The sequence below is a fragment of the Kitasatospora sp. NPDC004531 genome (genome assembly GCF_053602195.1).
The window spans coordinates 1-24,771 of the sequence record NZ_JBSGDD010000100.1 but is presented as its reverse complement, the minus strand read 5'-3'; the positions used below and the strand labels follow the sequence as shown (position 1 = coordinate 24,771).

At 73.9% G+C, this 24,771-nt stretch carries 22 protein-coding genes; 9 read left to right on the top strand and 13 right to left on the bottom strand.

Going from position 1 to position 24,771, the window contains the following annotated elements:
* Nucleotides 1-392: 392 nt before the first annotated feature.
* Nucleotides 393-1,397: a stage II sporulation protein M gene (locus tag ACWEMJ_RS29075; RefSeq protein ID WP_452140087.1), complete on the bottom strand. Its 1,005-nt coding sequence runs from the start codon at nt 1,395-1,397 to the stop codon at nt 393-395.
* A 238-nt stretch (nt 1,398-1,635) separates the two neighbouring features.
* Between ACWEMJ_RS29075 and ACWEMJ_RS29070 the strand changes: the two genes are divergently transcribed.
* Nucleotides 1,636-2,655 carry an RDD family protein gene (locus ACWEMJ_RS29070; protein ID WP_452140086.1) on the top strand — a complete coding sequence of 340 codons (1,020 nt, stop codon included), beginning with the start codon at nt 1,636-1,638 and terminating at the stop codon, nt 2,653-2,655.
* A gap of 54 nt (nt 2,656-2,709) precedes the next feature.
* Here the strand turns inward: ACWEMJ_RS29070 and ACWEMJ_RS29065 are convergent, their stop codons facing one another.
* Nucleotides 2,710-3,330: a hypothetical protein gene (locus ACWEMJ_RS29065; protein ID WP_452140085.1), complete on the bottom strand. Its 621-nt coding sequence runs from the start codon at nt 3,328-3,330 to the stop codon at nt 2,710-2,712.
* A 265-nt stretch (nt 3,331-3,595) separates the two neighbouring features.
* Nucleotides 3,596-3,898: a hypothetical protein gene (locus ACWEMJ_RS29060; RefSeq protein ID WP_452140084.1), complete on the bottom strand. Its 303-nt coding sequence runs from the start codon at nt 3,896-3,898 to the stop codon at nt 3,596-3,598.
* Here ACWEMJ_RS29060 and ACWEMJ_RS29055 point away from each other — a divergent pair.
* From ACWEMJ_RS29055 to ACWEMJ_RS29045, 3 genes are all read left to right on the top strand, one after another.
* Entirely contained in the window at nt 3,897-4,643 is a 747-nt protein-coding gene (locus tag ACWEMJ_RS29055; RefSeq protein WP_452140083.1) for a hypothetical protein, read from the top strand. The two genes, ACWEMJ_RS29060 and ACWEMJ_RS29055, sit on opposite strands and share 2 nt — an antisense overlap.
* Before the next feature lie 157 nt (nt 4,644-4,800).
* Nucleotides 4,801-5,313 carry a SigE family RNA polymerase sigma factor gene (locus ACWEMJ_RS29050; RefSeq protein ID WP_452140082.1) on the top strand — a complete coding sequence of 171 codons (513 nt, stop codon included), beginning with the start codon at nt 4,801-4,803 and terminating at the stop codon, nt 5,311-5,313.
* Entirely contained in the window at nt 5,310-6,302 is a 993-nt protein-coding gene (locus ACWEMJ_RS29045) for a hypothetical protein (protein WP_452140081.1), read from the top strand. The genes ACWEMJ_RS29050 and ACWEMJ_RS29045 overlap by 4 nt, the downstream gene beginning before the upstream one ends.
* Nucleotides 6,303-6,368: 66 nt before the next feature.
* Here ACWEMJ_RS29045 and ahcY read toward each other — a convergent pair whose 3' ends face one another.
* From ahcY to ACWEMJ_RS29015, 6 genes are all read right to left on the bottom strand, one after another.
* Complete coding sequence (gene ahcY / locus ACWEMJ_RS29040) at nt 6,369-7,817, bottom strand: adenosylhomocysteinase (RefSeq protein ID WP_452140080.1); 1,449 nt, start codon at nt 7,815-7,817, stop codon at nt 6,369-6,371.
* A 185-nt stretch (nt 7,818-8,002) separates the two neighbouring features.
* Complete coding sequence (locus tag ACWEMJ_RS29035; RefSeq protein WP_452140079.1) at nt 8,003-8,977, bottom strand: cation diffusion facilitator family transporter; 975 nt, start codon at nt 8,975-8,977, stop codon at nt 8,003-8,005.
* 70 nt (nt 8,978-9,047) lie between these two features.
* On the bottom strand, nt 9,048-10,214 hold the full coding sequence (locus tag ACWEMJ_RS29030) for an SIS domain-containing protein (RefSeq protein ID WP_452140078.1): 1,167 nt from the start codon (nt 10,212-10,214) through the stop codon (nt 9,048-9,050).
* Between the two features lie 33 nt (nt 10,215-10,247).
* Entirely contained in the window at nt 10,248-10,430 is a 183-nt protein-coding gene (locus ACWEMJ_RS29025; RefSeq protein WP_452140077.1) for a Trm112 family protein, read from the bottom strand.
* A 125-nt stretch (nt 10,431-10,555) separates the two neighbouring features.
* On the bottom strand, nt 10,556-11,944 hold the full coding sequence (locus ACWEMJ_RS29020; protein WP_452140089.1) for a phosphomannomutase/phosphoglucomutase: 1,389 nt from the start codon (nt 11,942-11,944) through the stop codon (nt 10,556-10,558).
* Between the two features lie 108 nt (nt 11,945-12,052).
* Nucleotides 12,053-12,415 (bottom strand): DUF3499 domain-containing protein, encoded by a 363-nt coding sequence (locus ACWEMJ_RS29015; RefSeq protein WP_452140076.1) that lies wholly within the window; start codon nt 12,413-12,415, stop codon nt 12,053-12,055.
* A gap of 130 nt (nt 12,416-12,545) precedes the next feature.
* Here ACWEMJ_RS29015 and ACWEMJ_RS29010 point away from each other — a divergent pair, with 130 nt between their 5' ends.
* On the top strand, nt 12,546-12,992 hold the full coding sequence (locus ACWEMJ_RS29010; RefSeq protein WP_452140075.1) for a metallopeptidase family protein: 447 nt from the start codon (nt 12,546-12,548) through the stop codon (nt 12,990-12,992).
* A gap of 40 nt (nt 12,993-13,032) precedes the next feature.
* Here ACWEMJ_RS29010 and ACWEMJ_RS29005 read toward each other — a convergent pair whose 3' ends face one another.
* The 3 genes from ACWEMJ_RS29005 to ACWEMJ_RS28995 all read right to left on the bottom strand — a co-directional run bounded on the left by ACWEMJ_RS29005 (nt 13,033) and on the right by ACWEMJ_RS28995 (nt 19,008).
* Entirely contained in the window at nt 13,033-14,706 is a 1,674-nt protein-coding gene (locus tag ACWEMJ_RS29005; protein ID WP_452140074.1) for a DUF5719 family protein, read from the bottom strand.
* A 6-nt stretch (nt 14,707-14,712) separates the two neighbouring features.
* Nucleotides 14,713-18,540: a glycosyltransferase gene (locus ACWEMJ_RS29000; RefSeq protein WP_452140073.1), complete on the bottom strand. Its 3,828-nt coding sequence runs from the start codon at nt 18,538-18,540 to the stop codon at nt 14,713-14,715.
* A 195-nt stretch (nt 18,541-18,735) separates the two neighbouring features.
* Nucleotides 18,736-19,008, bottom strand: coding sequence for a WhiB family transcriptional regulator (locus tag ACWEMJ_RS28995; RefSeq protein ID WP_014136066.1), 273 nt, complete (start codon nt 19,006-19,008; stop codon nt 18,736-18,738).
* Nucleotides 19,009-19,629: 621 nt separating this feature from the next.
* Here ACWEMJ_RS28995 and ACWEMJ_RS28990 point away from each other — a divergent pair.
* Genes ACWEMJ_RS28990 through ACWEMJ_RS28980 form a run of 3 tightly spaced genes read left to right on the top strand, consistent with a single transcriptional unit; the run spans nt 19,630 to nt 22,504 of the window.
* Nucleotides 19,630-20,214, top strand: coding sequence for a cysteine dioxygenase (locus ACWEMJ_RS28990; RefSeq protein WP_452140088.1), 585 nt, complete (start codon nt 19,630-19,632; stop codon nt 20,212-20,214).
* Nucleotides 20,215-20,234: 20 nt separating this feature from the next.
* The gene (gene cofD / locus ACWEMJ_RS28985) at nt 20,235-21,206 is read left to right on the top strand and encodes a 2-phospho-L-lactate transferase (protein ID WP_452140072.1); all 972 of its coding nucleotides are present in this window, start codon (nt 20,235-20,237) and stop codon (nt 21,204-21,206) included.
* Nucleotides 21,203-22,504 (top strand): coenzyme F420-0:L-glutamate ligase, encoded by a 1,302-nt coding sequence (locus ACWEMJ_RS28980; protein ID WP_452140071.1) that lies wholly within the window; start codon nt 21,203-21,205, stop codon nt 22,502-22,504. Before cofD ends, ACWEMJ_RS28980 begins: the two co-directional genes overlap by 4 nt.
* 45 nt (nt 22,505-22,549) lie before the next feature.
* On the opposite strand, the gene ACWEMJ_RS28975 is transcribed toward ACWEMJ_RS28980, so the two are convergent.
* Complete coding sequence (locus ACWEMJ_RS28975) at nt 22,550-23,464, bottom strand: DNA-3-methyladenine glycosylase family protein (protein ID WP_452140070.1); 915 nt, start codon at nt 23,462-23,464, stop codon at nt 22,550-22,552.
* A 118-nt stretch (nt 23,465-23,582) separates the two neighbouring features.
* Here ACWEMJ_RS28975 and ACWEMJ_RS28970 point away from each other — a divergent pair, with 118 nt between their 5' ends.
* Nucleotides 23,583-24,371: a TIGR03089 family protein gene (locus ACWEMJ_RS28970; protein WP_452140069.1), complete on the top strand. Its 789-nt coding sequence runs from the start codon at nt 23,583-23,585 to the stop codon at nt 24,369-24,371.
* The last annotated feature ends 400 nt before the right edge of the window (nt 24,372-24,771 follow it).

The following is a 24,771-nucleotide window of genomic DNA, read 5'->3' as shown; positions in this document are numbered from 1 at the left end:
CGCTGTTGAGTTCTCAAGGAACGGACACTTCCTTCGAGCGGCCTTCCGACCGGCCCTCCGGGCGCTTCGTTCTTTCGTGTTTCCAGCTTATCAGACGTTTTCCGCTCCGTTTTCCGGAGTTTCATTCGATCCGATTTCGATTCCCGCTGGATGGGGAATTCCTTCGACTTCGCTGCAAACCTTATCAAAGGTTTTGCGCTGCTCTGCTTCGGGGTTTTCCGCCAGAACCTCTCGGTTCCTGCGGTGTCGTAGACTCTACGCCGGGCCGGACAGCATGTCCAATCGCCCAACCGTTCAAACCTACTGACCCAAAGAGATCAAGTCAATGGTCCCTCGGGGTGATCACCAGGCTACCAGGTTTGAAACGCCCCCTGTGACCAGGCACGCCGTGGTCAGGCGGCCATCGGCTGGTGGTCGGTGCGGTCGGCGGCTTCGACGTCGCCGAGTTCGCCGGCAGCGGCGGCGCGCTTGCCGATGACGAGGGCGTAGAAGAGGAAGAGCGCTTCGACGGCGAGGCCCATGCCGACCCGGATCCAGGTGGGGAGCGCGGAGCCGCTGACGAAGCCCTCGATGATGCCGGTGACCAGGAGGACGGCGGCGAGGCCGATGACGCAGCCGATGACGGCGCGGCCTTCCTCGGCGAGGGCCCTGGTGCGGGTGCGCGGGCCGGGGTCGATGACGGTCCAGCCGAGGCGGAGGCTGAGGCCGGCGGCCACGAAAATGGCGGTGAGTTCGAGCAGGCCGTGCGGAATGAGCAGGCCGAGGAAGAGCGGGAGGCGGCCTGCGGAGGCCATCAGCCCGAGGCCGGCGGCGAGGTTGACCATGTTGGTGAGCAGGATGAACACGACCGGGATGCCGAGCAGGACGGCGCAGACCAGGCAGTACGCGGCGACCCAGGCGTTGTTGGTCCACACCTGGGCGGCGAAGTTCGCCGAGGGGTGCTCGCTGTAGTAGGCCTCGTACTCGCCGCCGGGCTTGGTCAGCTCCTTCAGCTCGTCCGGCGGGATCAGCGCGTTGCGGACGTCCGCGTGGGTGCCGATCCACCAGGCGAGCAGGGCGCTGAGGGCGAAGAAGACCACGCCTATGGTCAGCCACCAGCGGCGGGAGCGGTACAGCGCGGCGGGGAAGCTGACGGTGAAGTAGCGGGTGGCGTCGCGCCACGAGGAGCTGCGGGCGCCGGCGACGGCGTTGCGGCCGCCGACGACCAGGGCGGTGAGGCGTCCCTCCAGGCCGGGGTGCGGGGCGGCGGCCTGGACCTGGGCGAGGTGGCTGGTGGCGCGCTGGTAGAGGGAGATGAGCTCGTCGGACTCCTCGCCGGTGAGCCGGCGGCGGTTGCTGAGGGTCTCCAGCCGTTGCCATTCCGCCTGGTGGGCGGCGACGAAGACGTCCAAGTCCATTGCGGCTCTCTCCGGGTGCGCGGTGGGGCAGGACGGCGGGCACTGGTTGGTGTGCGGCCGGGGCGGTGCGGGGCTCAGCATGCCAGAGCCGGAGCGCGGTGTGTCGGGGGATGTCGGATGCGCTGCCCGGGGTTACCGCGCGGGGGTGCTCGGCCGTATGTTTGCCGCTGTTGATCGAGGGGTCGGATCGCGCGACGTGGGTCGTCCGGCGGGCCCGGGAGCGGAACGGGTGGGTGTCGTGAGCGAGCTGGTGACCGGTGAGGCGGTCGTCCTGGGGCTGCGGGCGGCGAGATTGCCGTCGCGGGCTCTGGCCCGGTTGCTGGACGCGGTGATCTACATGATGGGGTACTTCCTCGTCGGGTTCGCGCTGGCTTTCGCGCTGTCGTCGATCGAGGGGGCCGCGGGGGCCGCGTTCGAGGTGGCGCTGATGGTGATCTTCACCGTGCTGCTGCCGGTGATGGTGGAGACGCTGTGGCGCGGCCAGTCGGTGGGCAAGGTGGTCCTGGGCCTGCGGGTGGTGCGGACGGACGGCGGGCCGATCCGGTTCCGGCACGCCCTGGTGCGCGGGCTGGTGGGGGTCATCGACTTCGGCGTGCTGGCGATGCCGGCCGTGCTGGTGTCGCTGTTCTCGGCGCAGGGACGCCGGCTGGGCGACATCTTCGCGGGGACGCTGGTGATCCGCGAGCGGCTGCCGCAGAGCGCCCGCGACCACGGTGCGGTGCCGCCGGTGCCGCCGCAGGTGATGCACATGCTGGGGTCCGACCTGGTGGCGCTCGACCTGTCGGCCGTGCCGGACGGGCTGTGGCTGTCGATACGCCAACTGCTGGGCCGCATGCACGAGTTGGACCAGCCGGTGGCGTCCGGGCTGGCCGAGCGGCTGACCGCGGAGCTGGCCGGACGGGTCGGCTGGCCGGTGCCGCAGGGCCTGTCGCCGATGCTGTACCTGGGCGCGGTGACGATGGAGCGCCAGCGCCGCGAGTGGGAGCGGACGGCTGCGGCCGCCCCGACCTACCCGGCGCCGGTGGCGGCGACGTACCTTCCGCAGGCCGCGCAGGCCGCCCCCGCGCCGACGGCCCCGCCGCAGCAGCCGAACGGGAAGCCGGTGCGGACGCTCGGCTTCCCGCAGCAGACGCAGCAGCCCCCGGCGCCGGCCCCCGAGCCGCAGCCCGTCGCACTCGCCAAGCCGGAGCAGCCCGCGGCCTCCGCGCAGCCCGAGCAGCCGCCGGCCGCCGGCGGAGGGTTCGCGCGCCCGGAATAGCCCGGAACGAAGCAGCCCGGAGCGAAGCGGCCCCGAACAGCCCCGAGCAGCAGGTCAGCGACGGGCGTTGGGCGGGCTGTCGAGCTGTTCGAGCTCGATCCCGGGGGCGGCGAGCAGCACGTCCCCGGTGAGGTGGACGTCGCGGAGTTCGCCGGTTTCGAGGTCGGTGACCCGGTAGTGCTCGACGGGCAGCGGCCCGCTGTCGGTGGCGTGGTCCTCGACGGTGAGCAGCTGCCAGCTCTGGTCGAGGGTGCGGGGGGCGAGCGCCTGGCCGGTGAAGGAGACCAGGCGGATGCGGGCGCTGCCGCCGGGTCGGAGGTCGAGCAGCCGGGCGGTGGCGATCAGGAACGCGGGCGAGTCGCCGGTGAAGGCGTGCGCCCGGTCCGCGCCCTCGGTGGCCTCGGCGGCGGCGCCGGGGTCGGTGGCGGCCCGGACCCAGTGCACCCCGTCGAGTGCGCCGCCGCGTACTTGCCAGCCGCCGCTGCGGAGTTCGACCCGGATCGGCCGGTGGCGGGCGTCCAGGGTGAGGTCGGTGGTGCCGAGGACGGTGCCGTCGGGCCGGTAGCTCTTGGCGACGTAGCGCCAGCCGGCGGGTCCGGGGGCGCACTGGAAGCGTTCCTCGCCGAGCGGGGTTCCGTCGTGCGGGTCGTGGAGGGTGTAGCGGCCGTTCGGCATGGGGGAAAGCCTACGTGCGGGCCCGCCGGGGGCGGACGGCGTTGGTCGCCGCCGGGCGTCGGAACGGAGATCGTTTCGGTACTACCATCTGACCGCCGTGTAGGTCGCGGCCGGGTTGAACGGGTTGAAGTGGGCCGGCCGCACCGGAGTTCGCGGGTGTCGGCGGGGAGTCGGGCGCTCGGGAGAGCGCCGTCAGGTGGGGGGTCGGAGACATGGCCGAGGATCAGGTGCAGGACGAGGGCCGGTCCACGCCGGTGGCAGGACCTCAGCCGATGGCAGCGCTGAAGCCGCCGGCGGAGCCGACGGGGTCGCCGCTGCTGGCGTGGGGCGCGCGGCGGTTGACGGTGCTCGCGGTGAGCGGGCTGGTGGCGGTGGTGGCGACGTCGCTGGGCCTGCGGGGCGGCTCGCACGACAGTCCGATCATCAGCACGCCGAGTCTGCCCTGGTCGACGGCGCAGCCGGGGCAGTTGCCGTCCGGGCCGCTGAAGACGGTGGCGCCGGTGGACGGCCGGACGGTGTTGACGGCGCCGGCGAAGTTCGGCTGGTTGCCCGAGACGGTGCGGACCATGGAGTACCGGTCGATGCCGGACGGGGTCGTCGTGCGGGCGCAGACCGAGTCGGGCGCCGAGTCCGCAATGTTCGACCTGACGGTGTTCCCGGACGGGGTGGACCCGGAGCAGCCGCGTCTCGCGTCGGGCGGGCCGGTGCCGCGGGAGGACGCCCCGCAGGTGAACGGCCGGGAGGCGTACTGGTTCTCCGAGGACGGCACCCCGCCGCGGGCCTCGGTGGACAGGCTGCGTTTCCGGGACGCGGACGGTCGCTGGACGGAGGTGAAGGCCACCGGTCTGAAGGGCGCGGACCGTCGGCAGCTGCCGCTGCAGCTGGCGGCAGGTGTGGTGCCGGGGGCGTTCCGGGTGCCGTTGCCGGTGTCGATGTCGGCCCTGCCCCCGGAGACGGAGGTGGCCGGGGTGTCTCTGCTGCGGCCGGTGTCCGGCGGGTCGGGGTCCGGTGGGTGGATGGCCTCGCTGTCCTTCCGGAACAAGGCCTACGGGCTGGTGACGATCGAGGTGGGCCCGGGCGAGCGGGGGTCCGACCCGAACGGTTCGGCGCCGGGGAGCTCGAACGACGGGCTTGCCACGGTGACCACCTCGCAGAAGTGCGCGTCCGGGGACGGGCTGCACTGGTGCGTGCGGCTGATCAAGGTGTCGAGCGGTGACGCCGCCGCCGCGGACCCGGCGGACTGGCTGTCGCTGGTGGTGCCGCACGGCAAGGACGAGAGCGGCTGGACCACGGACGTGCTGCCGCAGTCGTGAACGCAATGGCGCCCCGGCATCCCCGCAGCAGGGGTGCCGGGGTGCCGTCGTCCTGTCCTTCGCGGATCCGGCGTGCAACCTCCGCGGGGGCCGGGCGCATCAGGGGGTCGGCGGTGCGGGTGGTGCCGTCGGTCCACTGGGAGGAGGGGCGCCGAAGATGGCGGAGCCGACGCGGGACGAGGAGTTCACCGCGTTCGTGACCTCCAGGGCGGTCTGGCTGCGGAGGGTCGCGTATCTGCTGTGCGCGGACTGGCATCGCGCGGACGACCTGGTGCAGGAGTCGATCACCAAGCTGTATCTGCACTGGGGCCGGGTGAGCCGAGCGGAGAACCCGGACGGGTACGCCCGGACGGTGCTGGTGAACGCGTTCCTCGCGGAGCAGCGCACGGCGTGGTGGCGGCGGACCCGGCCGGCCGCCCGGCCGCCGGAGCAACTGCCGCCGCCGGACGCGGACTTGGCGGTGTCGCTGGATCTGCGGGAGGCGTTGGCGGCGTTGCCGCCCCGGCAGCGGGCCACCGTGGTGCTGCGCTACTACTGCGACCTGTCGGTCGAGCAGACGGCGGCGGCGATGGGGTGTTCGCACGGCAATGTGAAGAGCCAGAGTTCGCGGGCGTTGGAGGCGCTGCGGCGTTCGGCGCTGCTTCGTCCGGCGGGGAGGTCGGAGGCATGAGCGGGGACGGGGTGGAGCTGTCCGAGCGGATGGCGCGGTTCGTGGCGGAGCAGGAGGGTGCGGCCCCGCCGTCGCGGGTGGATCCCGCGCTGGCGGTGGCGCGCGGCCGGCGGGTGCGGCGGCGGCAGCGGGTCTGGGCAGCCGCGGCGGCCGCGGTGGTGGTGCTGGGGGCGGGGTCGGTCACGGTGCTGGGCGGGAACCGGGACGGGGTGACGATCGCGGCGCCGACGCCGAGTTGGTCGGGGCAGCCGGTGCCGGTGACCGGCCGGGCGGTGCTGGCGGTGCCGGCCCGGTTCGGCTGGCTGCCGGACGCGGTGACGGCGGTGGAGTACCGCTCCGGCTCGACCGGGGTGGAGGTGGTCGGCACCGGGGACGGGCCGCACTTCACGCTGACCGCGTTCCCGGTGGGGGTGACCCCGATCGTGGATCCGCTGCTGGGCCCGGGGGACGGCCTGCGGGTGGACGCGCCGGCGGTGAACGGGCAGGAGGCGTACTGGCTGACGTCGACCGACCCGGGGTTCGCGCGGACGTTCAACCAGCTGCGGTTCCGCGCCGCGGACGGGCGCTGGTTCCAGTTGGACAGCGTGGGCCTGGCGGACGCGGACCGGGAGCAGGTGCCGCTGCGGATCGCGGCGGGGGTGGTGACGGGGACGTACGCGCCACCGATGCCGCTCTCGCTGTCCTCCCTGCCGGCGGACACCGTGGTCACCCGGGCGCTGCTGCGCCGGGCGGTGGGCGGCGCGGACCGGTGGACGGCCGAGGTCGGCTTCCTGCAGCAGGGCAACCGCGACGTCACGGTCTCGGTGTCCCCCGACGGCGGGGGCGAGGACGGGCCCGGCAGGGTCTGCGCGTCCGCCGACGGGGTGCGCCGGTGCGTGACCGAGGTGCGGCACCCGGGGGCGGCGGAGACCGATCCGGCGCTCTGGCTGGACCGGGTGGTGGCGCGCGGCACGGACGAGCGCGACTGGTCGGCGGCCGTGCTGCCGTAGCGGCCGGAACGCGCCGGTGCCCGGCGCCCCCGAGCGGGGGGCGCCGGGCACCGGCGTGCGAGCGGGTCAGTAGCGGTACTGCTCCGCCTTGTACGGGCCCTCGACCGGCACGCCGATGTAGTCGGCCTGCTCCTGGGTCAGGGTGGTGAGCTTGACGCCGAGGGCGTCGAGGTGGAGGCGGGCGACCTTCTCGTCCAGGTGCTTCGGCAGGACGTAGACGCCGACCGGGTACTGCTCGGTCTTGGCGTACAGCTCGATCTGCGCGATGGTCTGGTTCGCGAAGGAGTTGGACATCACGAAGGACGGGTGGCCGGTCGCGTTGCCGAGGTTCAGCAGGCGGCCCTCGGAGAGGACGATGATGGTGCGGCCGTCCTCCTTGCGCCACTCGTGGACCTGCGGCTTGATCTCGGTCTTGACCACGCCGGGGAGCTTGGCGAGGCCGGCCATGTCGATCTCGTTGTCGAAGTGGCCGATGTTGCCGACGATGGCCTGGTGCTTCATCCGGGCCATGTGGGAGGCCATGATGATGTCCTTGTTGCCGGTCGTGGTGACGAAGATGTCGGCGATCTCGACGACCTCGTCCAGGGTGGTGACCTGGTAGCCGTCCATGGCGGCCTGCAGCGCGCAGATCGGGTCGATCTCGGTGACGATGACGCGGGCGCCCTGGCCGCGCAGCGACTCGGCGCAGCCCTTGCCGACGTCGCCGTAGCCGCAGACGACGGCGACCTTGCCGCCGATCAGGACGTCGGTGGCGCGGTTGATGCCGTCGATCAGCGAGTGGCGGCAGCCGTACTTGTTGTCGAACTTCGACTTGGTGACCGAGTCGTTGACGTTGATGGCCGGGAACAGCAGCTTGCCGTCGCGGTGCATCTCGTACAGGCGGTGGACGCCGGTGGTGGTCTCCTCGGTGACGCCCTTGATGGTGGCGGCGACCTCGGTCCACTTCTGCGGGGTCTCGACCAGGGTGCGGTTGAGCAGCTCCAGGATGATCCGGAACTCGTCGTTGTCCGCGGTGTCGGGCGACGGCGCGGCGCCGGCCTTCTCGAACTCGACGCCCTTGTGGATCAGCAGGGTGGCGTCACCGCCGTCGTCCAGGATCATGTTGGGGGTCTGGCCGTTCGGCCAGGTCAGCGCCTGCTCGGTGCACCACCAGTACTCCTCCAGGGTCTCGCCCTTCCAGGCGAAGACCGGGACGCCCTGCGGGTCCTCGGGGGTGCCGTTCGGGCCGACCGCGATGGCGGCGGCGGCGTGGTCCTGGGTGGAGAAGATGTTGCAGGAGCACCAGCGGACCTCGGCGCCCAGGGCGGTCAGGGTCTCGATCAGCACGGCGGTCTGCACGGTCATGTGCAGCGAGCCGGTGATGCGGGCGCCGGCCAGCGGCTGGGACTCGGCGTACTCGGCGCGGATCGCCATCAGGCCGGGCATCTCGTGCTCGGCGAGCTGGATCTCCTTGCGACCGAACGGGGCCAGGGAGAGGTCGGCGACCTTGTAGTCGCCGGCGGGCTGGGTGGACATGCGAACTCCTCGCTGCATGGGCCTGGTTACGGGTGTGCTGAGCGGCAGAGGGGCGTGTGGCGGCCCTCTGCTGCGGCACAATCCGTCGGAGGACCTCTCTCCCTCGACCGGAGCCGGGCTCCGATCGACCGCCATCAGCAGCGACGTTTGGCACTGCTGACGAATCTACACCGAATGGGCGCGGCTCAGTGGGCCATTGGGCCGGGGCCGCCGGGGGTCGCGTCGGCGTCCGGACCGGCGAGCGCCTTCTCCTCGGACCAGATGTCGGGCTCCAGGTAGATGGCGCGGGCGATCGGCACCGCCTTGCGGACCCGGACCTCGGCCCGGTCGATGGCCTCGGAGATGACGGCGGCGCTGTCCTCCGCGTTGACGCCGATCTTCGCGGCGACCAGCAGTTCCTCGGGGCCGACGTGCAGGGTGCGCATGTGGATGACGCCGGTGACGGTGTCGTGGTCGACCAGCGCCTCGCGGATCTGCGCCACCACGTCGGCGTCCGCGGACTCGCCGATCAGCAGCGACTTGGTCTCCAGCGCCAGCACCAGCGCGATGACCACCAGCAGCAGGCCGATGCACAGGGTGCCGATGCCGTCCCACACCGCGTCCCCGGTGATGACGGTCAGGCCGACGCCGAGCAGCGCCAGCAGCAGGCCGACCAGCGCGCCGCTGTCCTCCAGCAGCACCACGGGCAGCTCGGGCGCCTTGGCGCGGCGGATGTAGGCCGCCCAGCCGTGCGTGCCCTTGGCCTTGGACGCCTCGCGGAACGCGGTGAGGAAGGACCAGCCCTCCAGCAGGATGGCGAACACCAGCACGCCGACCGGCCAGTACCAGTTCTCCAGCTCGTGCGGGTGGGTGATCTTCTGGTAGCCCTCGTAGACCGCGAACATGCCACCGAGGCTGAACAGCACGATGGAGACCAGGAAGCCGTAAACGTAGCGTTCGCGGCCGTACCCGAACGGGTGCTCCTCGTCGGCGGCCCGCTTCGAGCGCTTGCCGCCGACCAGCAGCAGCACCTGGTTGCCGGAGTCGGCCAGCGAGTGCACGCCCTCGGCGAGCATCGAGGACGAGCCGGAGAACGCGAACGCCACGAACTTGCTGAGCGCGATTCCGACGTTCGCGGACAGTGCCGCGACCAGTGCCTTGGTGCCGCCTTCGGTACTCAACGCGGTACTTCCCTCCGCAGCGGGCCCTGGCTTTGCCGGGCCTTGGTTGACGAGAGGGGACGATACCGTGTCAGTTCCGGGTGGCCAGGCCCAGGTACACGGCGGCGAAGTCGGTCAGGCCGATCAGTTCGGCCAGTGCCTGCAGCGGATCCTCCAGGCTGGAGGCGTGCTCGGTGATCCGCACCTCGTGGGCCGCCGCCAGCCGGCGGGCCCGGGCCACCGGCCAGGTGGGCTCCTCCAGCTCGGCGACGCCCGGGGTGTGGCGCAGCATCAGCACCTGGAGCTGGAGCGGCACCGGTTCGTCCACCCGGTCGCGGAAGAAGTCGTCGGGGTCGGCGCCGGCCCCGAGCCGGCCGTTGAACATGCCGCGGTGCGCGGTGAGCGCCTGCGGGAGGCGGGCGGTCAGCGCGGGCAGGCCGGCCCGGTCGGCGAGGGCGGCGGCGAACCGCTCCCCCACGGCCGCGGCGGCGGCCCCGTCGGACCACAGCAGCGGGACGGTCTCGGCGAGCCGGCCGGCCAGCGTCTTGGCGGGGTTGTCGTACGCCTGGGCGTCGGGACGGCAGCGCACCGCGACCTCGTCGAGGCGGTCGGCGGCGGCCTCCAGCGCACCGGGGGCGAGCGGGGCCACGCCGATCCGGTCGGCCAGGGTGAGCAGCGGGGCGAGCACCGCCCAGAGCGCGGCCGGGTCCTCGGCGGGCAGGTCGGGTTCGGCGTCGGCACCGTCGGGTTCCACCGCGCTGGGTTCGAACGGCAGCGGCAGGCCGCGCACCTGGAGGGCGGCCTCGGCGAGTTCGGAGCCGTCGGGGGCGATCACCGCGATCGCGCAGCCGCGGGTGTACGCCTGCTCGGCGAGGTTGATCATCCCGCCTTCGCGGCCGCCCGCGCTGGCCAACACCACCAGGTCCAACGGCCCTGCCCAGCCGGGCAGTTGCCAGGACTCCCCGTCGGTGAACGCGGGCCCGGCGGGCCGGGCGTCGGACGGCGGCAGCGGCCACACCTGGCAGCTGGGCACCGCCAGCGCGGCCAGCACCGCGGCGGCGGTCAGCACCCCGCCGTGCCCGGCGACCAGCACGGCGCGCGGCCGGCCCTCCGGGTTGAGGCCGTTGACGCCGGCCGCGTCGGCGCGGCGCAGCGCGACCCGGATCCGGGCGCCCGCCCCGGCCAGGGCCAGCAGTTCACGTCGGCGGTCGGCGCGCTGCAGGGCGGCCGGGTCGTCCAGCAGGGAGTCGTCGAACATGGCGGCTGGCCTCCAGCGACTGGCGGGGCAGGGTCAGGACGGGCGGCGGGCCTCGTCCACCAGCAGGACCGGGATGCCGTCGCGGACCGGGTAGACCAGGCCGCAGCTCTCACCGGTGCAGCGCAGCTCGTGGGTGTCGTCCTGGAGCTCCTCGGCGAGCGGCGAGCGGCACTCCGGGCAGACCAGGATCTCCAGCAGGAAGGACGGCAGGCTCATGGTGGTCGGGCTCCGGATCTGTGGGCTGCGGCGGTACGGACGGCCGGTGACACAGCGGTACCCCGGCCGGTGGCAACCCTACCGGCCGGGGCACCCGAAAAGTCAGCGGCTGGCTGACCCGGCGGTCAGGCCCGGACGATGGCCAGCACGCCGTCGCGCAGCTCGGCCATCTTCGCCGGGTCCTTGGCCTCGGCGTTCAGGCGCAGCAGCGGCTCGGTGTTGGAGGCGCGCAGGTTGAACCACCAGTCCGGGCCGGCCACGGTGAGGCCGTCGAGCTCGTCGACGGTGACGCCGTCCTGGCCGGCGTAGGCGGCGCGGACCTTCTCGGTGGCGGCGGCCTGGTCGGCGACGGTGGAGTTGATCTCGCCGGAGGCGGCGTAGCGGTTGTACCGCTCGGTCAGCGCGGACAGCGGCTGCGGCTGCCCGCCGAGCGCGGCCAGCACGTGCAGCGCGGCCAGCATGCCGGTGTCGGCGCGCCAGAAGTCGCGGAAGTAGTAGTGCGCGGAGTGCTCGCCGCCGAACACCGCGTCGGTGACGGCCATCTCCTGCTTGATGAAGGAGTGGCCGACCCGGGTGCGGACCGGGACGCCGCCGAGGTCGCGGACCACCTCGGGGACGGTCCAGGAGGTGATCAGGTTGTGGATGATGGTCGGCTGCTCCTCGCCGGCGGCCTGCGCGCGGGCGATCTCGCGCTCGGCGACCAGGGCGGTGATCGCGGACGGCGAGACCGGGTCGCCGTTCTCGTCGATCACGAAGCAGCGGTCGGCGTCGCCGTCGAAGGCCAGGCCGAGGTCGGCGCCGACCTCGCGGACCTTGGCCTGCAGGTCGACCAGGTTGGCCGGGTCCAGCGGGTTGGCCTCGTGGTTGGGGAAGGTGCCGTCCAGCTCGAAGTACATCGGGACGACGTCCAGCGGCAGGCCGGCGAACACGGTGGGGACGGTGTGGCCGCCCATGCCGTTGCCCGCGTCCACGGCGACCTTCAGCGGGCGGATCGCGGTCAGGTCGACCAGCTTGCGCAGGTGCGCGGCGTAGCCGTCCAGGGTCTCCTTGGCGGACAGCGTGCCGGTGGCGGCGTCGGAGCCGGGGACGTGCACGGTGCCGTTCTCGTCGAGCCAGGACTCGACCAGCTCGCGGATGTCGGCGAGGCCGGTGTCCTGGCCGACCGGGGCGGCGCCGGCCCGGCACAGCTTGATGCCGTTGTACTGGGCGGGGTTGTGCGAGGCGGTGAACATCGCGCCGGGCAGGTCCAGGCTGCCGCTGGCGAAGTACAGCTGGTCGGTGGAGCACAGGCCGATCTCGACCACGTCGGCGCCGCGGGAGGCGGCGCCCTCGGCGAAGGCGCGGGACAGCGACGGCGAGGACGGGCGCATGTCGTGGCCGACGACGATCGCGCTGCCGCCGACCACCTCGACGAAGGCCGCACCGAAGGCGTACGCCAGCGACTCGTCCCACTGGTCCGGCACGACGCCCCGGACGTCGTACGCCTTCACAAGCTGCTTGAGGTCCCGCACCAGAATGCTCCCGTGTGTGTGCTGCGATGTGCTGCGCGCATACCGGACACGCCGTCCGAGCCGCAGAGGGGCAGCGTACCCGGCCCGGGGGAACCCTCGGTGTCAGCCGGTTCAGCTGTCCGGGGAACGCAGCACCCGCAGGTGGCCGCGGCGGCCGGACTCGCCGTCCGGCGGGGGGCTCTGACGGGGCGCCCGCTCCTGGGGGCGGGCGGCCTCGCGCACCGCGTTGGCCAGCGCCTCCAGGTCGTCGCTGCTGCGCCGCAGCGGGTTGGTCTCGGCGGCCAGCCGGACCACCTCCCAGCCGCGCGGGGCGGTGAGGCGCTCGGCGTGCTCGGCGCACAGGTCGTAGCAGTGCGGTTCGGCGTAGGTGGCGAGCGGCCCGAGCACGGCCGTGGAGTCCGCGTAGACGTACGTCAGCGTCGCCACGGCCGGACGGCCGCACGCGGTCCGCGAACAACGACGTACAGAGCTCACGAGGGTGGACGGTACCGCAAGTGGGACCGGGCCGCGAAGACCCGCCCCCGGCTCGCGTGTCCCGGTGCGGTCACGCGCCGTGCTCGGGTGGTCCACTTCCTGGCATCCAGGGACTACGCTCGACACTGCTATGGACAGCTCGACACCCCCGTCCCCGCCCGGTCCCGGTCGCCGCAGGCACCGCGACCGGCACGGCCGCGGCCTGCGCGGGCCGCTGGCCCCGCCGCAGGTGCCCATCTCGCTGACCCGGTCCGAGCTCTTCGACGACTACGTCCGGGAGTCGATGGAGCGGCTGGTGCGGCGCTGGCCGCAGTTGGAGAACGTGGAGTTCGCCGTCCTGGAGGTCCCGCTGCCGGTGAAGGGCGAGCCGGAGCCGGACGTGGTGCCGCTGGGCCGGGTGGTTCCGGGCGGCAAGGGGCGGCGCAGCCGGATCCTGGTCTACCGGCGGCCGGTGGAGATCCGCGCGAAGTCGAAGGAGGACCGGGCCGCGCTGGTCCACGAGATCCTGATCGAGCAGGTCGCGGACCTGCTGGGGCTGTCGCCGGACGCGATCGACCCGAGGTACGGCGAGGAGTGAGCGAACGGCCGGGGCCCGTCGGGGCCCCGGCCGTTCCGCGTCAGCGGAGCACCACGCCGGGGTCGCCGGCGACCTGCGGCACCTGCACGGTGGAGTGGTCGTCGCGCAGCTGCTGGACGGTGAAGGTGGGGATGTCCTTGACGCCGATGGAGAGTTGGCGGGTCGCCAGCACCGGGCCGCCGGAGACGGTCTGCACGGTGATCGCGTAGGGCCCGTTCAGCCCGGCCGGGTCGAGGCCGTCGACGGTGACGGTGGTGCCCGCCGCGACGGACACCTCCTTGGTGACGGGGGTGCCGCCGCTCGCCCCGGCCGAGGCGCTGACCTTGACCTTGGCGTCCGTGTCGAGGGCGGTCAGCATCAGGGCGCTCTGTCCGCCGCGGTTGTCGGCGATCGAGGCCCGGGCGCCGACGGGGACGCCGCCGGCCAGCCAGGCGGCCTCGGTCTTGCCCTTGTTCTCGCGGTCGACGCGCAGTCCGGCGATCACCGGGGTGGCGTGGCCGGCCTCCGACGGGGTGAGCCGGATCGCGCTGGCGCCGTCCCGGGTCTCCGGGGCGAACTGGAAGTCCAGCGAGGCGGTCATACCGGCCTTGACGTGGATGGACTCCTTGCCGGCGGGCGTGTACCAGCCGTTCTTGCCGGACAGCTGCACCTTCAGGTCGGCGTCGTCCGAGGAGTCGGTGGCGACCACCAGGTGGGCGGTGCTGACGTCGGCGGGGATGCCGGGGACGGTGACGGTGGGGGCCGGGTCCGCGGACGGCTCCAGCCAGTCGGTGCCCTTGCCGCCGTCGTGGGCGTGCAGGCCGACCCCGACGCGGCCGCTGCGGGCGACCACGTGCACGGCGAGGTCGGCGACCTGGCCCTTGCTGAACCCGTTGAGCGCCAGCGACTGCGAGGTGCCGGGGGCGATCGCGAGGCCGGTGGCCAGGTCGTTGTCGATCAGGCCCTTGTCGCCGTACAGCCGCAGGTCGACCACGGCGGGCAGGCTCTCGGCGTTGACCAGGGTGATGTAGTCGCTGCGGTCGCCCGCGGTGCTGGCGCCGGCGAACCAGAAGCTGGTGCCGGAGGGCGCGCAGCGGGCGCCGGACAGCGAGGAGGCGCCCTGCTCGGAGGTGGTGGTCTGGGTGACGGTGAAGCCGGGGGCGAGGTTGCCGGAGGCGATCGCGAAGGTGCCGGGAGCGTCGCTGTTGTTGGCGGCGGGCCCGGTGGCCGGGACGCCCGCCTTGGCCATCGTGACCCGGGCGTCGAACATCGACGCGCCCTTGGCGGGCCCGCCCGACGCCTGCCCGGAGGGCTGACCGGACGCCTGGCCGGACGGCTGGCCCGAGGGCTGCCCGGACGGGTCGCCGGAGGGGCTGCCGGACGGCCGGACCGGGCTCTGCGCGGCCAGCACGTTGTCGGGCGTGACGTCGCCGAGCACGGCGGTGCCCGTGCTGCCGCTGCCGCCCTCGGGGGTGAACAGGGTGAGGCTGGTCGAGCCGACCGCGCCCTGCAGCGGCATCGGGCAGACCAGCGAGGTGCGTTCCACCTGCGTGGTGGTGCGCTCGGCGGCCTCGCCGGCGGCCGGGGCGACCGGCGGGCGCAGTTCGGCGATGCCGAACACCAGGCCGAGCACGGCGACCCCGGCCAGCAGCGACTGGCCGGTGCGGCTGCCGCCCTTCACCGCGCCCGCTCCGGGGGCCTTCGGCTTGGGGGCTTTCAGGGTGGGCTTCTTCATCGCGGATCAGCTCCCCGTCCCGGGCTGCTGCGGGTGGTGGCCGCCGCCGTAGGGGTCGTTGGGGTCGTAGTAGGTGGTGGGCTGCTGCTGTTCGGGCAGCCAGGGCTGCTGCTGCCCGTCCTGCTGCGGGTAGCCGGCCGCGTACGGGTCGGCCCAGCCCTGGGCGGGCGGGGTGTCGTAGCCGTAGCCGGGCTGCTGCCCGTACTGCTGGTCGTAGCCCTCGCCCGGCTGGGGCGCGCCGACCGGCTGCTGCTGGGTGTAGTCGTAGCCGTAGCCGTCGGACTGGTAGCCCTGCTGCTGGTACGGGTCGGCCTGGTAGGGGTCGGCGAACGGCTCGGCCTGGTAGGCCGGGGCGGGCTCGGGTTCGCCGGCCTGCTGGGCCGGGATGCCGGGGGCGTAGACGCCGGGGTCGGCCCCCGGGTCCTCGCCCTCGCCGCCCTCGCCGCGTTCGGCGAGCCGGCGGGCCCGGCGGCTGCCGGGGGCGGGGGTCTGGGCCTGCGCGGCGGCGGCCAGCGCCTGGGCGGCGACCACGTCCTCGGGCAGGTCGTCGTCGTTGTGGTTGCGGCGGCCCGGCAGCGCGAGCACCAGCACGACGGTGCCGAGCGCGAGCTGCGCCCAGATCCAGCCGGTGTGCAGGAAACCGCCCGTGCGGGTGACGTCCAGTCGGCCGCCCTCGGCGGGCAGCTCGAAGCCCTGCGCCCAGCCGTCCAGGGTGACGGCGGTGAGCGGCTTGCCGTCCAGGGTGGCCTGCCAGGCCGGGTCGGCCTGTTCGGCGAGCCGCAGCTGCCGGCCGGCCGGACCGGCCGGGACGGTGGTCCAGATGTCGTGGGCGCCGGCCGGGACGATCAGCGGGACGGCGCCGGGGCTGACGATCTGGGCCCGGCTGCCGGGGACGACGGAGACCTGCCAGAGGCCGACGCCGTGGTCGAGGCTGAGCCGGACCACGCCCGGGGTGGTGTCCAGGACGTCCCGCAGGCCGCCGAGCACCGGGTCCTTGACCTGGATGTAGCTGACGCCGTAGCCGGCCAGCGTGCGGGCCAGGTCGCCGCCGGAGCCGGCCAGCAGCTTGGCGGTGACCTTGCCGAGCTGCTCGTCGGCGGCGGCGTCCACGGTGCCCTCGGCCTGGCCGGTGGTCAGGCCGGCGCCGCGGACCAGCGCGTAGCGGATGGCGTCGCCCCCGGCGTCGCCGGTGATCGTCAGGGTGCGGGAGCGGTCGGTGGTGTCGCCGGCCTCCGCGATGAACGCCGGGACCTGCGCGTCGGTGGCGCGCCGCAGCGGGCCGTCGGCACCGGTGATCGCCCACCAGGCGGCGGTGCCGACCGGGGCGAGCACGGCGGCGGCCAGCACCAGCGCGGCGACCGGCTGCCGCCAGCCGAACGCGATGCCGGAGACCCGGGCATTGGCCCCGTCGGCGCCGATCGCGGCGGCGGCCAGCAGCGCGACGCCGGCCAGCAGGGTGGCGGGGCCGGCCCAGGCGGCGGTGTCGGGCCCGCCGGAGGCGGGGGTGACGGTGGTGCCCGCCACCACGACCGAGAAGACCAGTCCGGCGGCGGCCGCGGCCCAGGCGGCGAGCACCGCGCGGCGGCGGTCGGCGCGCAGCAGCGCGGCGAGCGCGGACAGCACCACGCCGACCGACAGCCACACCGGGGGGACGCCGGCGCCACCGGGGTTGACCAGCACCAGGCCGAGCGGGTCGGCGGCCGGGCCGCTGAACCCGGGCACGCCGGCCTCCAGCAGCAGCCGGGACGGGTGCGTGAGGACGTCGATCGACCAGGGGGCGAGCACCAGCACGGGCACGCCGAGGATCACCGCGACGCGCAGGCCGAGCAGCCGCACCGCCTGCACACCGGAGCCGAACGCGCCGCCGCGGAGCACCGCGTGGACCAGCGCGGCCACGCAGAGCGGCACCGCTATGGCCCAGACGAGCGGGACGAAGGCGGTGGAGACGGTGAGCATCAGCACCGTCATCCAGGCGGACCGCCAGCCGGGGCGGGCGCCCTTGGCGGCGGTCTCCTTGCGGATGCCGAGGCCGGCGGTGATCGCGGCGGCGCGGGCCAGCGGGGGCAGCAGCACGGCGAGCACCGCGGTGCCGATCCGGCCCTGGGCGAGCGCGCCGGTGGCGGCGGGCAGCAGCGCGTAGGTGGCGCTGGCCCAGGCGCGGACCAGCTTGGAGGCGATCAGCGGCCGGGAGACCAGGTAGGCGCCGACCGCGGACAGCGGCACGGACAGCACCACGATCAGGGTGAGCGCCAGGTCGGCGTGGTCGAACAGCGCCCAGGACAGGATGGCCAGCACGCCCAGGTAGGGCGGGGCGGTGGCGGTGGAGCCGGTGCCGACGGGGTGCCAGGGGTCGGCGAACATGTTCCACAGTCCGGCCGCGCCCTCGCCGGCGGGCAGCAGCGCGCCGCCCTGCAGGTAGCCGGAGCCGATCAGGTCGCGGCAGGCGACCAGCGCGAACAGCAGCAGCGCGGCGAACAGCACCGGGGCGGGCCGCCGCACCAGCTTCTTGAGCAGCGCGAACTGTTCGACCACCAGGTCGTCGGTGTCGTCCTCGCCGGGCCCGGACTCCACCGAGCCGTGCCGGCCGGCGCCGGAGTCGTCGGCGCCGCCGATGCCGAGCGAGCCGACCGCGTTCTCGACGGCCAGCCGGACGGTGGCGCCGGGCGCGGGGAACAGCGTGCGGTCGTCCAGCGCGTCGACCGAGCGGGTCTTGCGGCGGCGGGCACGGGCGGCCATCAGCCGCGGCAGGCGCAGCAGTTCGTGGCCGAGGCCGGCGATCTCGTCGTAGGCCTGCCGGGGGTCCTTGCCGACCAGGTTGACGATCACCCGCAGGAAGGTGCCGAGGATCAGCCGGAGCAGGACGTAGGGGAACAGCGCGCCCTTGGAGTTGGCGAGCAGGGTGTAGACGGCGCCGGACTTGTCGACCCGGTGCGGGTGGGCGGGGCCGCAGTCGATGGCGCGGCGTTCGCGGCTGGCGGCCTCGGCGTGCCGGAGCACCGCGTCGGGGGCGACCACCACCCGGTGGCCGGCCGCGTTGACCCGCCAGCAGAAGTCGGTGTCGTCGCGCATCAGCGGCAGCGCCCGGTCGAATCCGCCGAGCTCCTCGAACACGTCGCGGCGGACCAGCATGCCGGCGGTGGAGACGGCGAGCACCGGGCGGACCTGGTCGTGCTGGCCCTGGTCCTGCTCGCGGCGGTCGAGTCCGGTCCAACGGCGGCCGGAGCGGGCGATGGTGACGCCGACTTCGAGCAGCTGCCGGCGGTCGTACCAGGACCGGAGCTTGGGGCCGATCACGGCGGCGGTCGGGGTGGAGTCGGCGACCTGGAGCAGGCGGCGCAGGGCGTCGGTCTGCGGTTCGCAGTCGTCGTGCAGCAGCCAGAGCCATTCGACCGGCCTGGTCTCGCGCGGCCCGCCGCGGCCGAGGTCGTCCTCGGCGCCGAGCGGGTCGCCGAAGTCGTCCCAGCCGCCGGTGACCGGGTCGTAGCCGGACGGGTCGAGGCTGTAGGAGAGGTCCTCGGGGCGCAGCGGCGCGCTGCCCTGGACGGCTTCGCCGACGGCGCGGCCGAAGCCGACCCGGCGGCCGAGGATCTGCGGGCCGCTGTCGGGGAGCCAGTCGCCGAGGGTGTCGGCGAGCAGCTGCGGGGAGTTGTCGGTGGAGCCGGTGTCGACGGCGAGGATGCGCTGCACCTGCCGGTCCTGGCCGAGCAGCCCGGCGAGCGCCTGGGGCAGCCAGCGGGCGCCGTCGTGCGACACGATCACCGCCGTGACCAGGTGGCGCGGGTAGGCGGGTGGCCTGGCAGCGGAGAAGCCGCTCTGGTGGCTGTAGACAGTCATCGGGTGCGCGGACCACCGGTTCCGGTTTGACGGCAGATGACGCACCAGATTAACGGCTCCGGGTGATCCGGTCGTCGCCGGTGGTGTGAAGAGAGCGTGCAGCGGGTATTCGCGGCGCCCGCCCGGGTGTTGTGGACATGCGAAAGCGCCCCACCTGGGGGTGAGGCGCCGGCACGGGCGAGGTCTGCGGGGAGGTCAGACCGCGCTCTTCTTCAGGCGGCGGCGTTCGCGCTCGGAGAGGCCGCCCCAGATGCCGAACCGCTCGTCGTTGGCGAGGGCGTACTCCAGGCATTCGGCGCGGACCTCGCACGCCAGGCAGACCTTCTTGGCCTCCCGGGTGGATCCGCCCTTCTCCGGGAAGAACGACTCGGGGTCGGTCTGGGCGCACAACGCGCGCTCCTGCCAGCCGAGTTCCTCTTCGTCTTCCTCGATGCCCTCACCGATCAACAGCTCAAAGAGCTCGCTCATTCTGGCGCGCCTCCTCTGCCCCTCTTGGCGTCCCCGTGGTGTTGCCGTTGCCGGTACGGCGGAACGACACGAGAGAAATTACAGTTGCGTCACTCTGGCCCAGTCAAGCCGAGCTCTGGTATTGGGCCAAGGATTCACTCCCCGGAACCAAGCCACTACGAATAGTGTACATAACCGGACAACCCGGACATCCCACCTGGTTCCTGACCTGGCGTCAGCACGCCCGACCGCTCCCGGCCGTGGCGGTCCGGGGTGATCACAGGCGGTTGCTTCCCTTTGATCTTCCCATCCAAACCTGAATGGGCGTTTATCACCCCATCCGGTGGTTCCACGGCGATGTGACCCGAATGTCCGACCTCGCGCCTTGACACTGGAGGGTCGGTTGCGGTGTGCTTGCCACCATGTCCGAGTCCCCGGCCCTGTCCATCGACGCGCGCCCCCAGGCGCCCCTCGGTGCTGCTGCGGACTCTTCGTGTTGTCGCCGCTGTATCTAGGCGCACGCGTCCCACCGCGCGCCGCCCCCGGAACAGAGGCCGACCGCGCGACAGTCCCCCCTGAACGCTCTCGCGGATCCGGCTGATCCCTGCTCACAGCCGAACCCGAGGACGTCACACCGTGCGAATGCCCCGTTTCCGCAAGCGCAACCGCGACCGCAAGCGCCTGCCCGTGCCCCTTCCTGCCGCCGCCCCGCGCTGGACGGACGGCCTCAGCGACGTGTCCATCGCGGGCGACCCGACGGCCTTCCCGCACCTGGCCCGCACCGACCTGCCCGCGCACCCCACCACGGTGTCCGGCTACGCCCGGCTGGTCCGGGAGATCGCCGCCGACCGGGCCCGCTGGGAGCCGCTGGTCCGCTACGACGCGCTGACCCGCTGGTACGCCCGACTGGAGACCGGCCCCGGCTACGAGGTGTGGCTGCTCAGCTGGTTGCCCGGCCAGTCCAGTGGCTTCCACGACCACGGCCCGTCGACCGGTGTGATGACCGTCCTTCAGGGCGAGCTCACCGAGCGCGCGTTGACGAGCGACGGCGAGGGCTCGCGCACCCTGGCCCCCGGCGGGCTGCGGGTGTTCGCCACCGGCCACCTGCACGAGATGGTCAACGCCGCACTGGAGCCCGCCGTCTCCGTCCACCTGTACACGCCCGGCCTGGTCGAGATGAACCAGTACCCGGCCGCGGCGCGGCAGGAGCGTCACCGGGTGCACTGACCCGCTGGCAGGATGAGGCCATGCGAATCACTGCACTGGCGGGTGGGATCGGCGGGGCCAGGTTCCTGCGCGGACTGCGGGCGGCCGTGGCGCCGTCGGACGAGATCACCGTGATCGGGAACACCGGCGACGACATCCACCTGTACGGGTTGAAGGTCTGCCCCGACCTCGACACCGTGATGTACACCCTCGGCGACGGCATCCACGAGGAGCAGGGCTGGGGCCGCCGGGACGAGACCTGGTCGATCAAGGAGGAGATGAAGGCCTACGGCGTCGGCCCCGAGTGGTTCGGGCTCGGCGACCGGGACTTCGCCACCCACATCGTCCGCACCCAGATGCTGGCCGCCGGCTACCCGCTGTCCGCCGTCACCGAGGCGCTGTGCGACCGCTGGCAGCCCGGCGTGCGGCTGCTGCCGATGAGCGACGACCGGGTCGAGACGCACGTCCGGATCACCGACGAGAACGGGCCCCGGGTGGTGCACTTCCAGGAGTACTGGGTGCGGCTGCACGCCGCCGTCGACGCCGAGGCGATCGTCCCCGTCGGCGCGGACACCGCGAAGCCCGCGCCCGGCGTGCTGGACGCCATCGCCGGGGCCGACGTGGTGGTGCTGCCGCCGTCCAACCCGATCGTGTCGATCGGCACCGTCCTCGCCGTCCCCGGCATCCGGGAGGCCGTGGCCGGTGCGAGCGCCCCCGTGGTCGGCCTCTCCCCCATCGTCGGCGGCGCGCCCGTGCGCGGCATGGCCGACAAGGTGCTGGCCGCCGTCGGCGTGGAGACCTCCGCCGCCGCCGTCGCCGAGCACTACGGCGCGCGCTCCCGGGGCGGGCTGCTGGACGGCTGGCTGGTGGACAGCACGGACGCCGACGCCGTCGCCCGGGTCGAGGCCGCCGGGATCGCCTGCCGGGCCGTGCCGCTGATGATGACCGACGTCGACGCCGCCGCCGCGATGGCCCGCGCCGCACTGGAGTTGGCCGCCGAGGTCGCCAAGTGACCGGCGACGGGCTGCGGTTGCTGCCCGTCACCGGGCTGCCGGAGATCGCCGAGGGCGACGACCTCGCCGAACTCCTCCACAAGAGCGGCCGGTTCGAGGACGGCGACATCGTGGTGATCACCTCCAAGGTGGTCTCCAAGGCCGAGGGCCGGCTGCTCGAGGCGGAGGACCGGGAAGCCGCGATCGACGCCGAGACCGTCCGGGTGGTCGCCCGGCGCGGGCCGATCAGGATCGTCGAGAACCGCAACGGGCTGGTGATGGCCGCGGCCGGCGTCGACGCGTCCAACACCGCCCCGGGGACGGTGCTGCTGCTGCCCGCCGACCCGGACGACTCGGCGCGCCGGGTGCGGGCCCGGCTCCAGGCGCTGACCGGCCGCCGGCTGGCCGTGCTCGTCACCGACACCTTCGGTCGGCCCTGGCGCAACGGGCTCACCGACGTGGCCATCGGCGCGGCCGGGCTGCCGGCGCTGGACGACCACCGCGGGCGGACCGACAGCCACGGCAACGAGCTGGTCTCCACGATCACGGCCACCGCCGACGAGCTCGCCGCCGCGGCCGACCTGGTCAAGGGCAAGGCCACCGGCACGCCGGTCGCCGTCGTACGGGGGCTGTCGCACCTGGTGACGGCCGAGGACGGGGACGGGGCCCGGGCGCTGGTGCGGCCCGCGGTGGACGACATGTTCCGGCTGGGGACCTCGGAGGCGGTCCGGGAGGCGGTCACGCTGCGGCGCACCGTCCGGGCGTTCACCTCGGAGCCGGTCGATCCCGGCGCGGTCCGGCGCGCGGTGGCCGCCGCCGTCACCGCGCCGGCGCCGCACCACACCACTCCGTGGCGGTTCGTGCTGCTCGAATCCGCGGAGCGGCGCGGGCAGTTGCTGGACGCGATGCTCGTCGCCTGGGAGCGGGACCTGCGGGAGCTCGACGGCTGGTCCGAGGAGCGCATCGCCCGGCGCACCCTGCGGGGGCAGGTGCTGCGGGACGCGCCGTACCTGGTGATTCCCTGCCTGGTGACGGACGGCGCGCACGCGTACCCGGACGCGCGGCGGGCGGGGGCGGAGCGGGAGATGTTCACGGTCGCGATGGGGGCGGCCGTCCAGAACCTGCTGGTCACGCTCAGCGGCGAGGGGTACGGGTCGGCGTGGGTGTCGTCGACGATGTTCTGCCGCGAGACGGTGCGGGAGGTGCTGGACCTGCCGGCGGAGTGGGACCCGATGGGGGCGATCGCGGTGGGGCGGCCGGCAGAGATTCCGCGGGAGCGGGCGGCGCGGACGGTGGATGAGTTCCTGACGGTGCGGTGAGGTCCTCCAGGGGGTCGGGGGACGGTCGGAGAAGGGGAGCGGAAATCACCTGCCCCGATGGTCGTTCGGGGTAAGGCGGGGGCCGTATTTCGGGGGGCGGGCGCCGGTGAGGGGGAGGAGGCGGCAGAGGCGGTGGCGGTGGGGGCGGTAGGGCTCCAGCAGGGCGAGCATCTGGGTGTCGTCGCTGCGGGGGCGGCCGGCCAGGGCCCAACCGACGATGTTGGGGAGGTGGAAGTCGCCGACGGAGACGGCGTCCGCGTCGCCGTTGGAGCGCTGGAGGGTCTCGGCGGCGGTCCAGGGGCCGATGCCGGGGACGGCGGTGAGGCGGGCGAAGGCGTCGGCGGGGGGCATGGCGCCGGCCGCTTCGAGCTTCGCGGCGAGGCGGACGGTGCGCTGGACGGTGGCGGAGCGCTTGGGGTCGACGCCGGCCCGGTGCCAGGCCCAGCTGGGGATCAGCGACCAGTCGCGGGCGGACGGGGCGACGCGCATGCCGAGGTCGGCGGCGGGGCCGGGGGCGGGGGTGCCGTAGTCGCGCAGCAGGGTGCGCCAGGCACGGTAGGCCTCGGTGGTGGTGACCTTCTGTTCGAGTATGGCGGGGACCAGGGACTCCATGACCAGGCCGGTGCGGGTCAACCGGAGCCCGGGGCAGGTGCGTTGGGCGTCGCGGAGCGGTCCTGGCGGGAGGACCAGGCCGGCCGGGTCGTCCTCGGCGCCGAGCAGCGCGGGGAGCCGGTCGAGCAGCCAGTCGGCGCCGGGGCCCCAGGCGGTGGCGGCGATCTCGTCGTGGTGCGGGCGGATGCGCAGGGTGCCGGGGCCGTCGGGGGTGCGGGAGGCGCGCCAGACGGTGCCGTCGGGCTCGCGGCGGAAGGCGGGGTCGCCGGTGCCGCGCTGCAACGGGAAGAGGGTCCGGGCGAGGTCGAGCGGGTAGCCGGGCCGCCACTGTCGGGTGCGGTCTGGCATCGCGGTTCCTCGGGGTGTGCGGACGGCGGGGGCGTCTGCGAGGGTAACGCGGCGCGGGCGGTGGACGGGCGGGCACCCTCCCGTCCGGGTGGGCGCAGGACGTAGTCTGGACCGCACCATGACTGCGCCTTTCGCTGCCGACGCCCGCACCCCCGCCGAGCTGCTGCAGGCCTACCTGCGCGCCGGGGCCGGTGCCGATCCGTCCCGCCCTCTGGTGACCTTCTACGACGACTCGACCGGGGAACGGGTGGAGTTGTCGGCGAAGACCTTCGACAACTGGGTGGCCAAGACGGCCAATCTGCTGCAGGACGAGCTGAACGCCTCGCCGGACGACCGGGCGGCGCTGCTGCTGCCGGCGCACTGGCAGAGTGCGGTGTGGCTGCTGGCGTGCTGGTCGGTGGGCGTGGTCGCGGTGCCGGGCGGTGAGCCGAGGGACGCGGACCTGGTGGTGTCCGGTCCGGACGGTCTGGCGGCGGCGCAGGAGTGCCCCGGGGAGCGGGTGGCGCTGGCGCTGCGTCCGCTGGGCGGCCGCTTCCCGCAGCGGCCGGACGGGTTCCTGGACTACGCGGCGGAGGTGCCCGGCCAGGGCGACCGGTTCGCCCCGTACTCGCCGGTGGATCCGCAGGCGGTGGCGCTGGAGACGTCGGTGGACGGGCTGGCGTTGAAGCTGACCGGCGAGCAGTCGGTGGCGCTGGCCCGGGAGGGCGCGGCCCGGCTGGGCCTGGACAGCGGCAGCCGGGTGCTGTCGACGCTGTCCTTCGACGACTGGACGGGGCTGGAGGCCGGTCTGCTGGCCCCGCTGGCGGCCGGGGCGTCGGTCGTGCTGTGCCGGAACTCCGGCGAGTTGACGGATCGTCAGTGGCAGCAGCGGATCGAATCCGAACGGGTGACATTGCGGCTCGGCTGAGCGGAGAGGCCAGGTACGGCGCGCGCCACCGGACGGGTGGGGCGCGCCGTCGGCGTTTCCCGCCGCTCCGGCGGGTGACGGCGGCCCGAAGCCCGGCGGTTCGGCCGGCGGGCTCGTCTAGGGTGGCCCGGATGAACAGCGGACACCGCTCGGACCACGCGGGGCAGCCGGACGTCGACCCCGCCGATCAGTGGGTGCTCGACCCGGCGACCGGCGAGTTCCGGCTCGACCTGGCGGCGGGCCGGCGGGCCCGGGCGGCACGGGCCCGGCCGGCCGTACGGGCGGGCGCCGGCGCGGCGCCGGGAGTTCCGCACGCGCCGGGCGGATCATGGCTGCATAGGGTGGCCCCGGTTGTCGGGTGATCTTCCGGGAGGTACAGAGATGAGTACGCCGCCGTTCT

Excerpts from the sequence above, each read along its gene's own strand:
- ACWEMJ_RS29010 (WP_452140075.1), top strand. The coding sequence starts at position 12,546 with ATGGACAGCTCGACACCCCCGTCCCCGCCCGGTCCCGGTCGCCGCAGG.
- ACWEMJ_RS28990 (WP_452140088.1), top strand. The coding sequence starts at position 19,630 with ATGCCCCGTTTCCGCAAGCGCAACCGCGACCGCAAGCGCCTGCCCGTG.
- ACWEMJ_RS29025 (WP_452140077.1), bottom strand. The coding sequence starts at position 10,430 with ATGAGCCTGCCGTCCTTCCTGCTGGAGATCCTGGTCTGCCCGGAGTGC.
- ACWEMJ_RS29055 (WP_452140083.1), top strand. The coding sequence starts at position 3,897 with ATGGAGTACCGGTCGATGCCGGACGGGGTCGTCGTGCGGGCGCAGACC.
- ACWEMJ_RS29075 (WP_452140087.1), bottom strand. The coding sequence starts at position 1,397 with ATGGACTTGGACGTCTTCGTCGCCGCCCACCAGGCGGAATGGCAACGG.
- ACWEMJ_RS29065 (WP_452140085.1), bottom strand. The coding sequence starts at position 3,330 with ATGCCGAACGGCCGCTACACCCTCCACGACCCGCACGACGGAACCCCG.
- ACWEMJ_RS29005 (WP_452140074.1), bottom strand. The coding sequence starts at position 14,706 with ATGAAGAAGCCCACCCTGAAAGCCCCCAAGCCGAAGGCCCCCGGAGCG.
- ACWEMJ_RS28975 (WP_452140070.1), bottom strand. The coding sequence starts at position 23,464 with ATGCCAGACCGCACCCGACAGTGGCGGCCCGGCTACCCGCTCGACCTC.
- ACWEMJ_RS29030 (WP_452140078.1), bottom strand. The coding sequence starts at position 10,214 with ATGTTCGACGACTCCCTGCTGGACGACCCGGCCGCCCTGCAGCGCGCC.
- ACWEMJ_RS29000 (WP_452140073.1), bottom strand. The coding sequence starts at position 18,540 with ATGACTGTCTACAGCCACCAGAGCGGCTTCTCCGCTGCCAGGCCACCC.
- cofD (WP_452140072.1), top strand. The coding sequence starts at position 20,235 with ATGCGAATCACTGCACTGGCGGGTGGGATCGGCGGGGCCAGGTTCCTG.
- ACWEMJ_RS29060 (WP_452140084.1), bottom strand. The coding sequence starts at position 3,898 with ATGGTCCGCACCGTCTCGGGCAACCAGCCGAACTTCGCCGGCGCCGTC.
- ACWEMJ_RS29045 (WP_452140081.1), top strand. The coding sequence starts at position 5,310 with ATGAGCGGGGACGGGGTGGAGCTGTCCGAGCGGATGGCGCGGTTCGTG.
- ACWEMJ_RS29050 (WP_452140082.1), top strand. The coding sequence starts at position 4,801 with ATGGCGGAGCCGACGCGGGACGAGGAGTTCACCGCGTTCGTGACCTCC.
- ACWEMJ_RS28970 (WP_452140069.1), top strand. The coding sequence starts at position 23,583 with ATGACTGCGCCTTTCGCTGCCGACGCCCGCACCCCCGCCGAGCTGCTG.
- ahcY (WP_452140080.1), bottom strand. The coding sequence starts at position 7,817 with ATGTCCACCCAGCCCGCCGGCGACTACAAGGTCGCCGACCTCTCCCTG.
- ACWEMJ_RS28995 (WP_014136066.1), bottom strand. The coding sequence starts at position 19,008 with ATGAGCGAGCTCTTTGAGCTGTTGATCGGTGAGGGCATCGAGGAAGAC.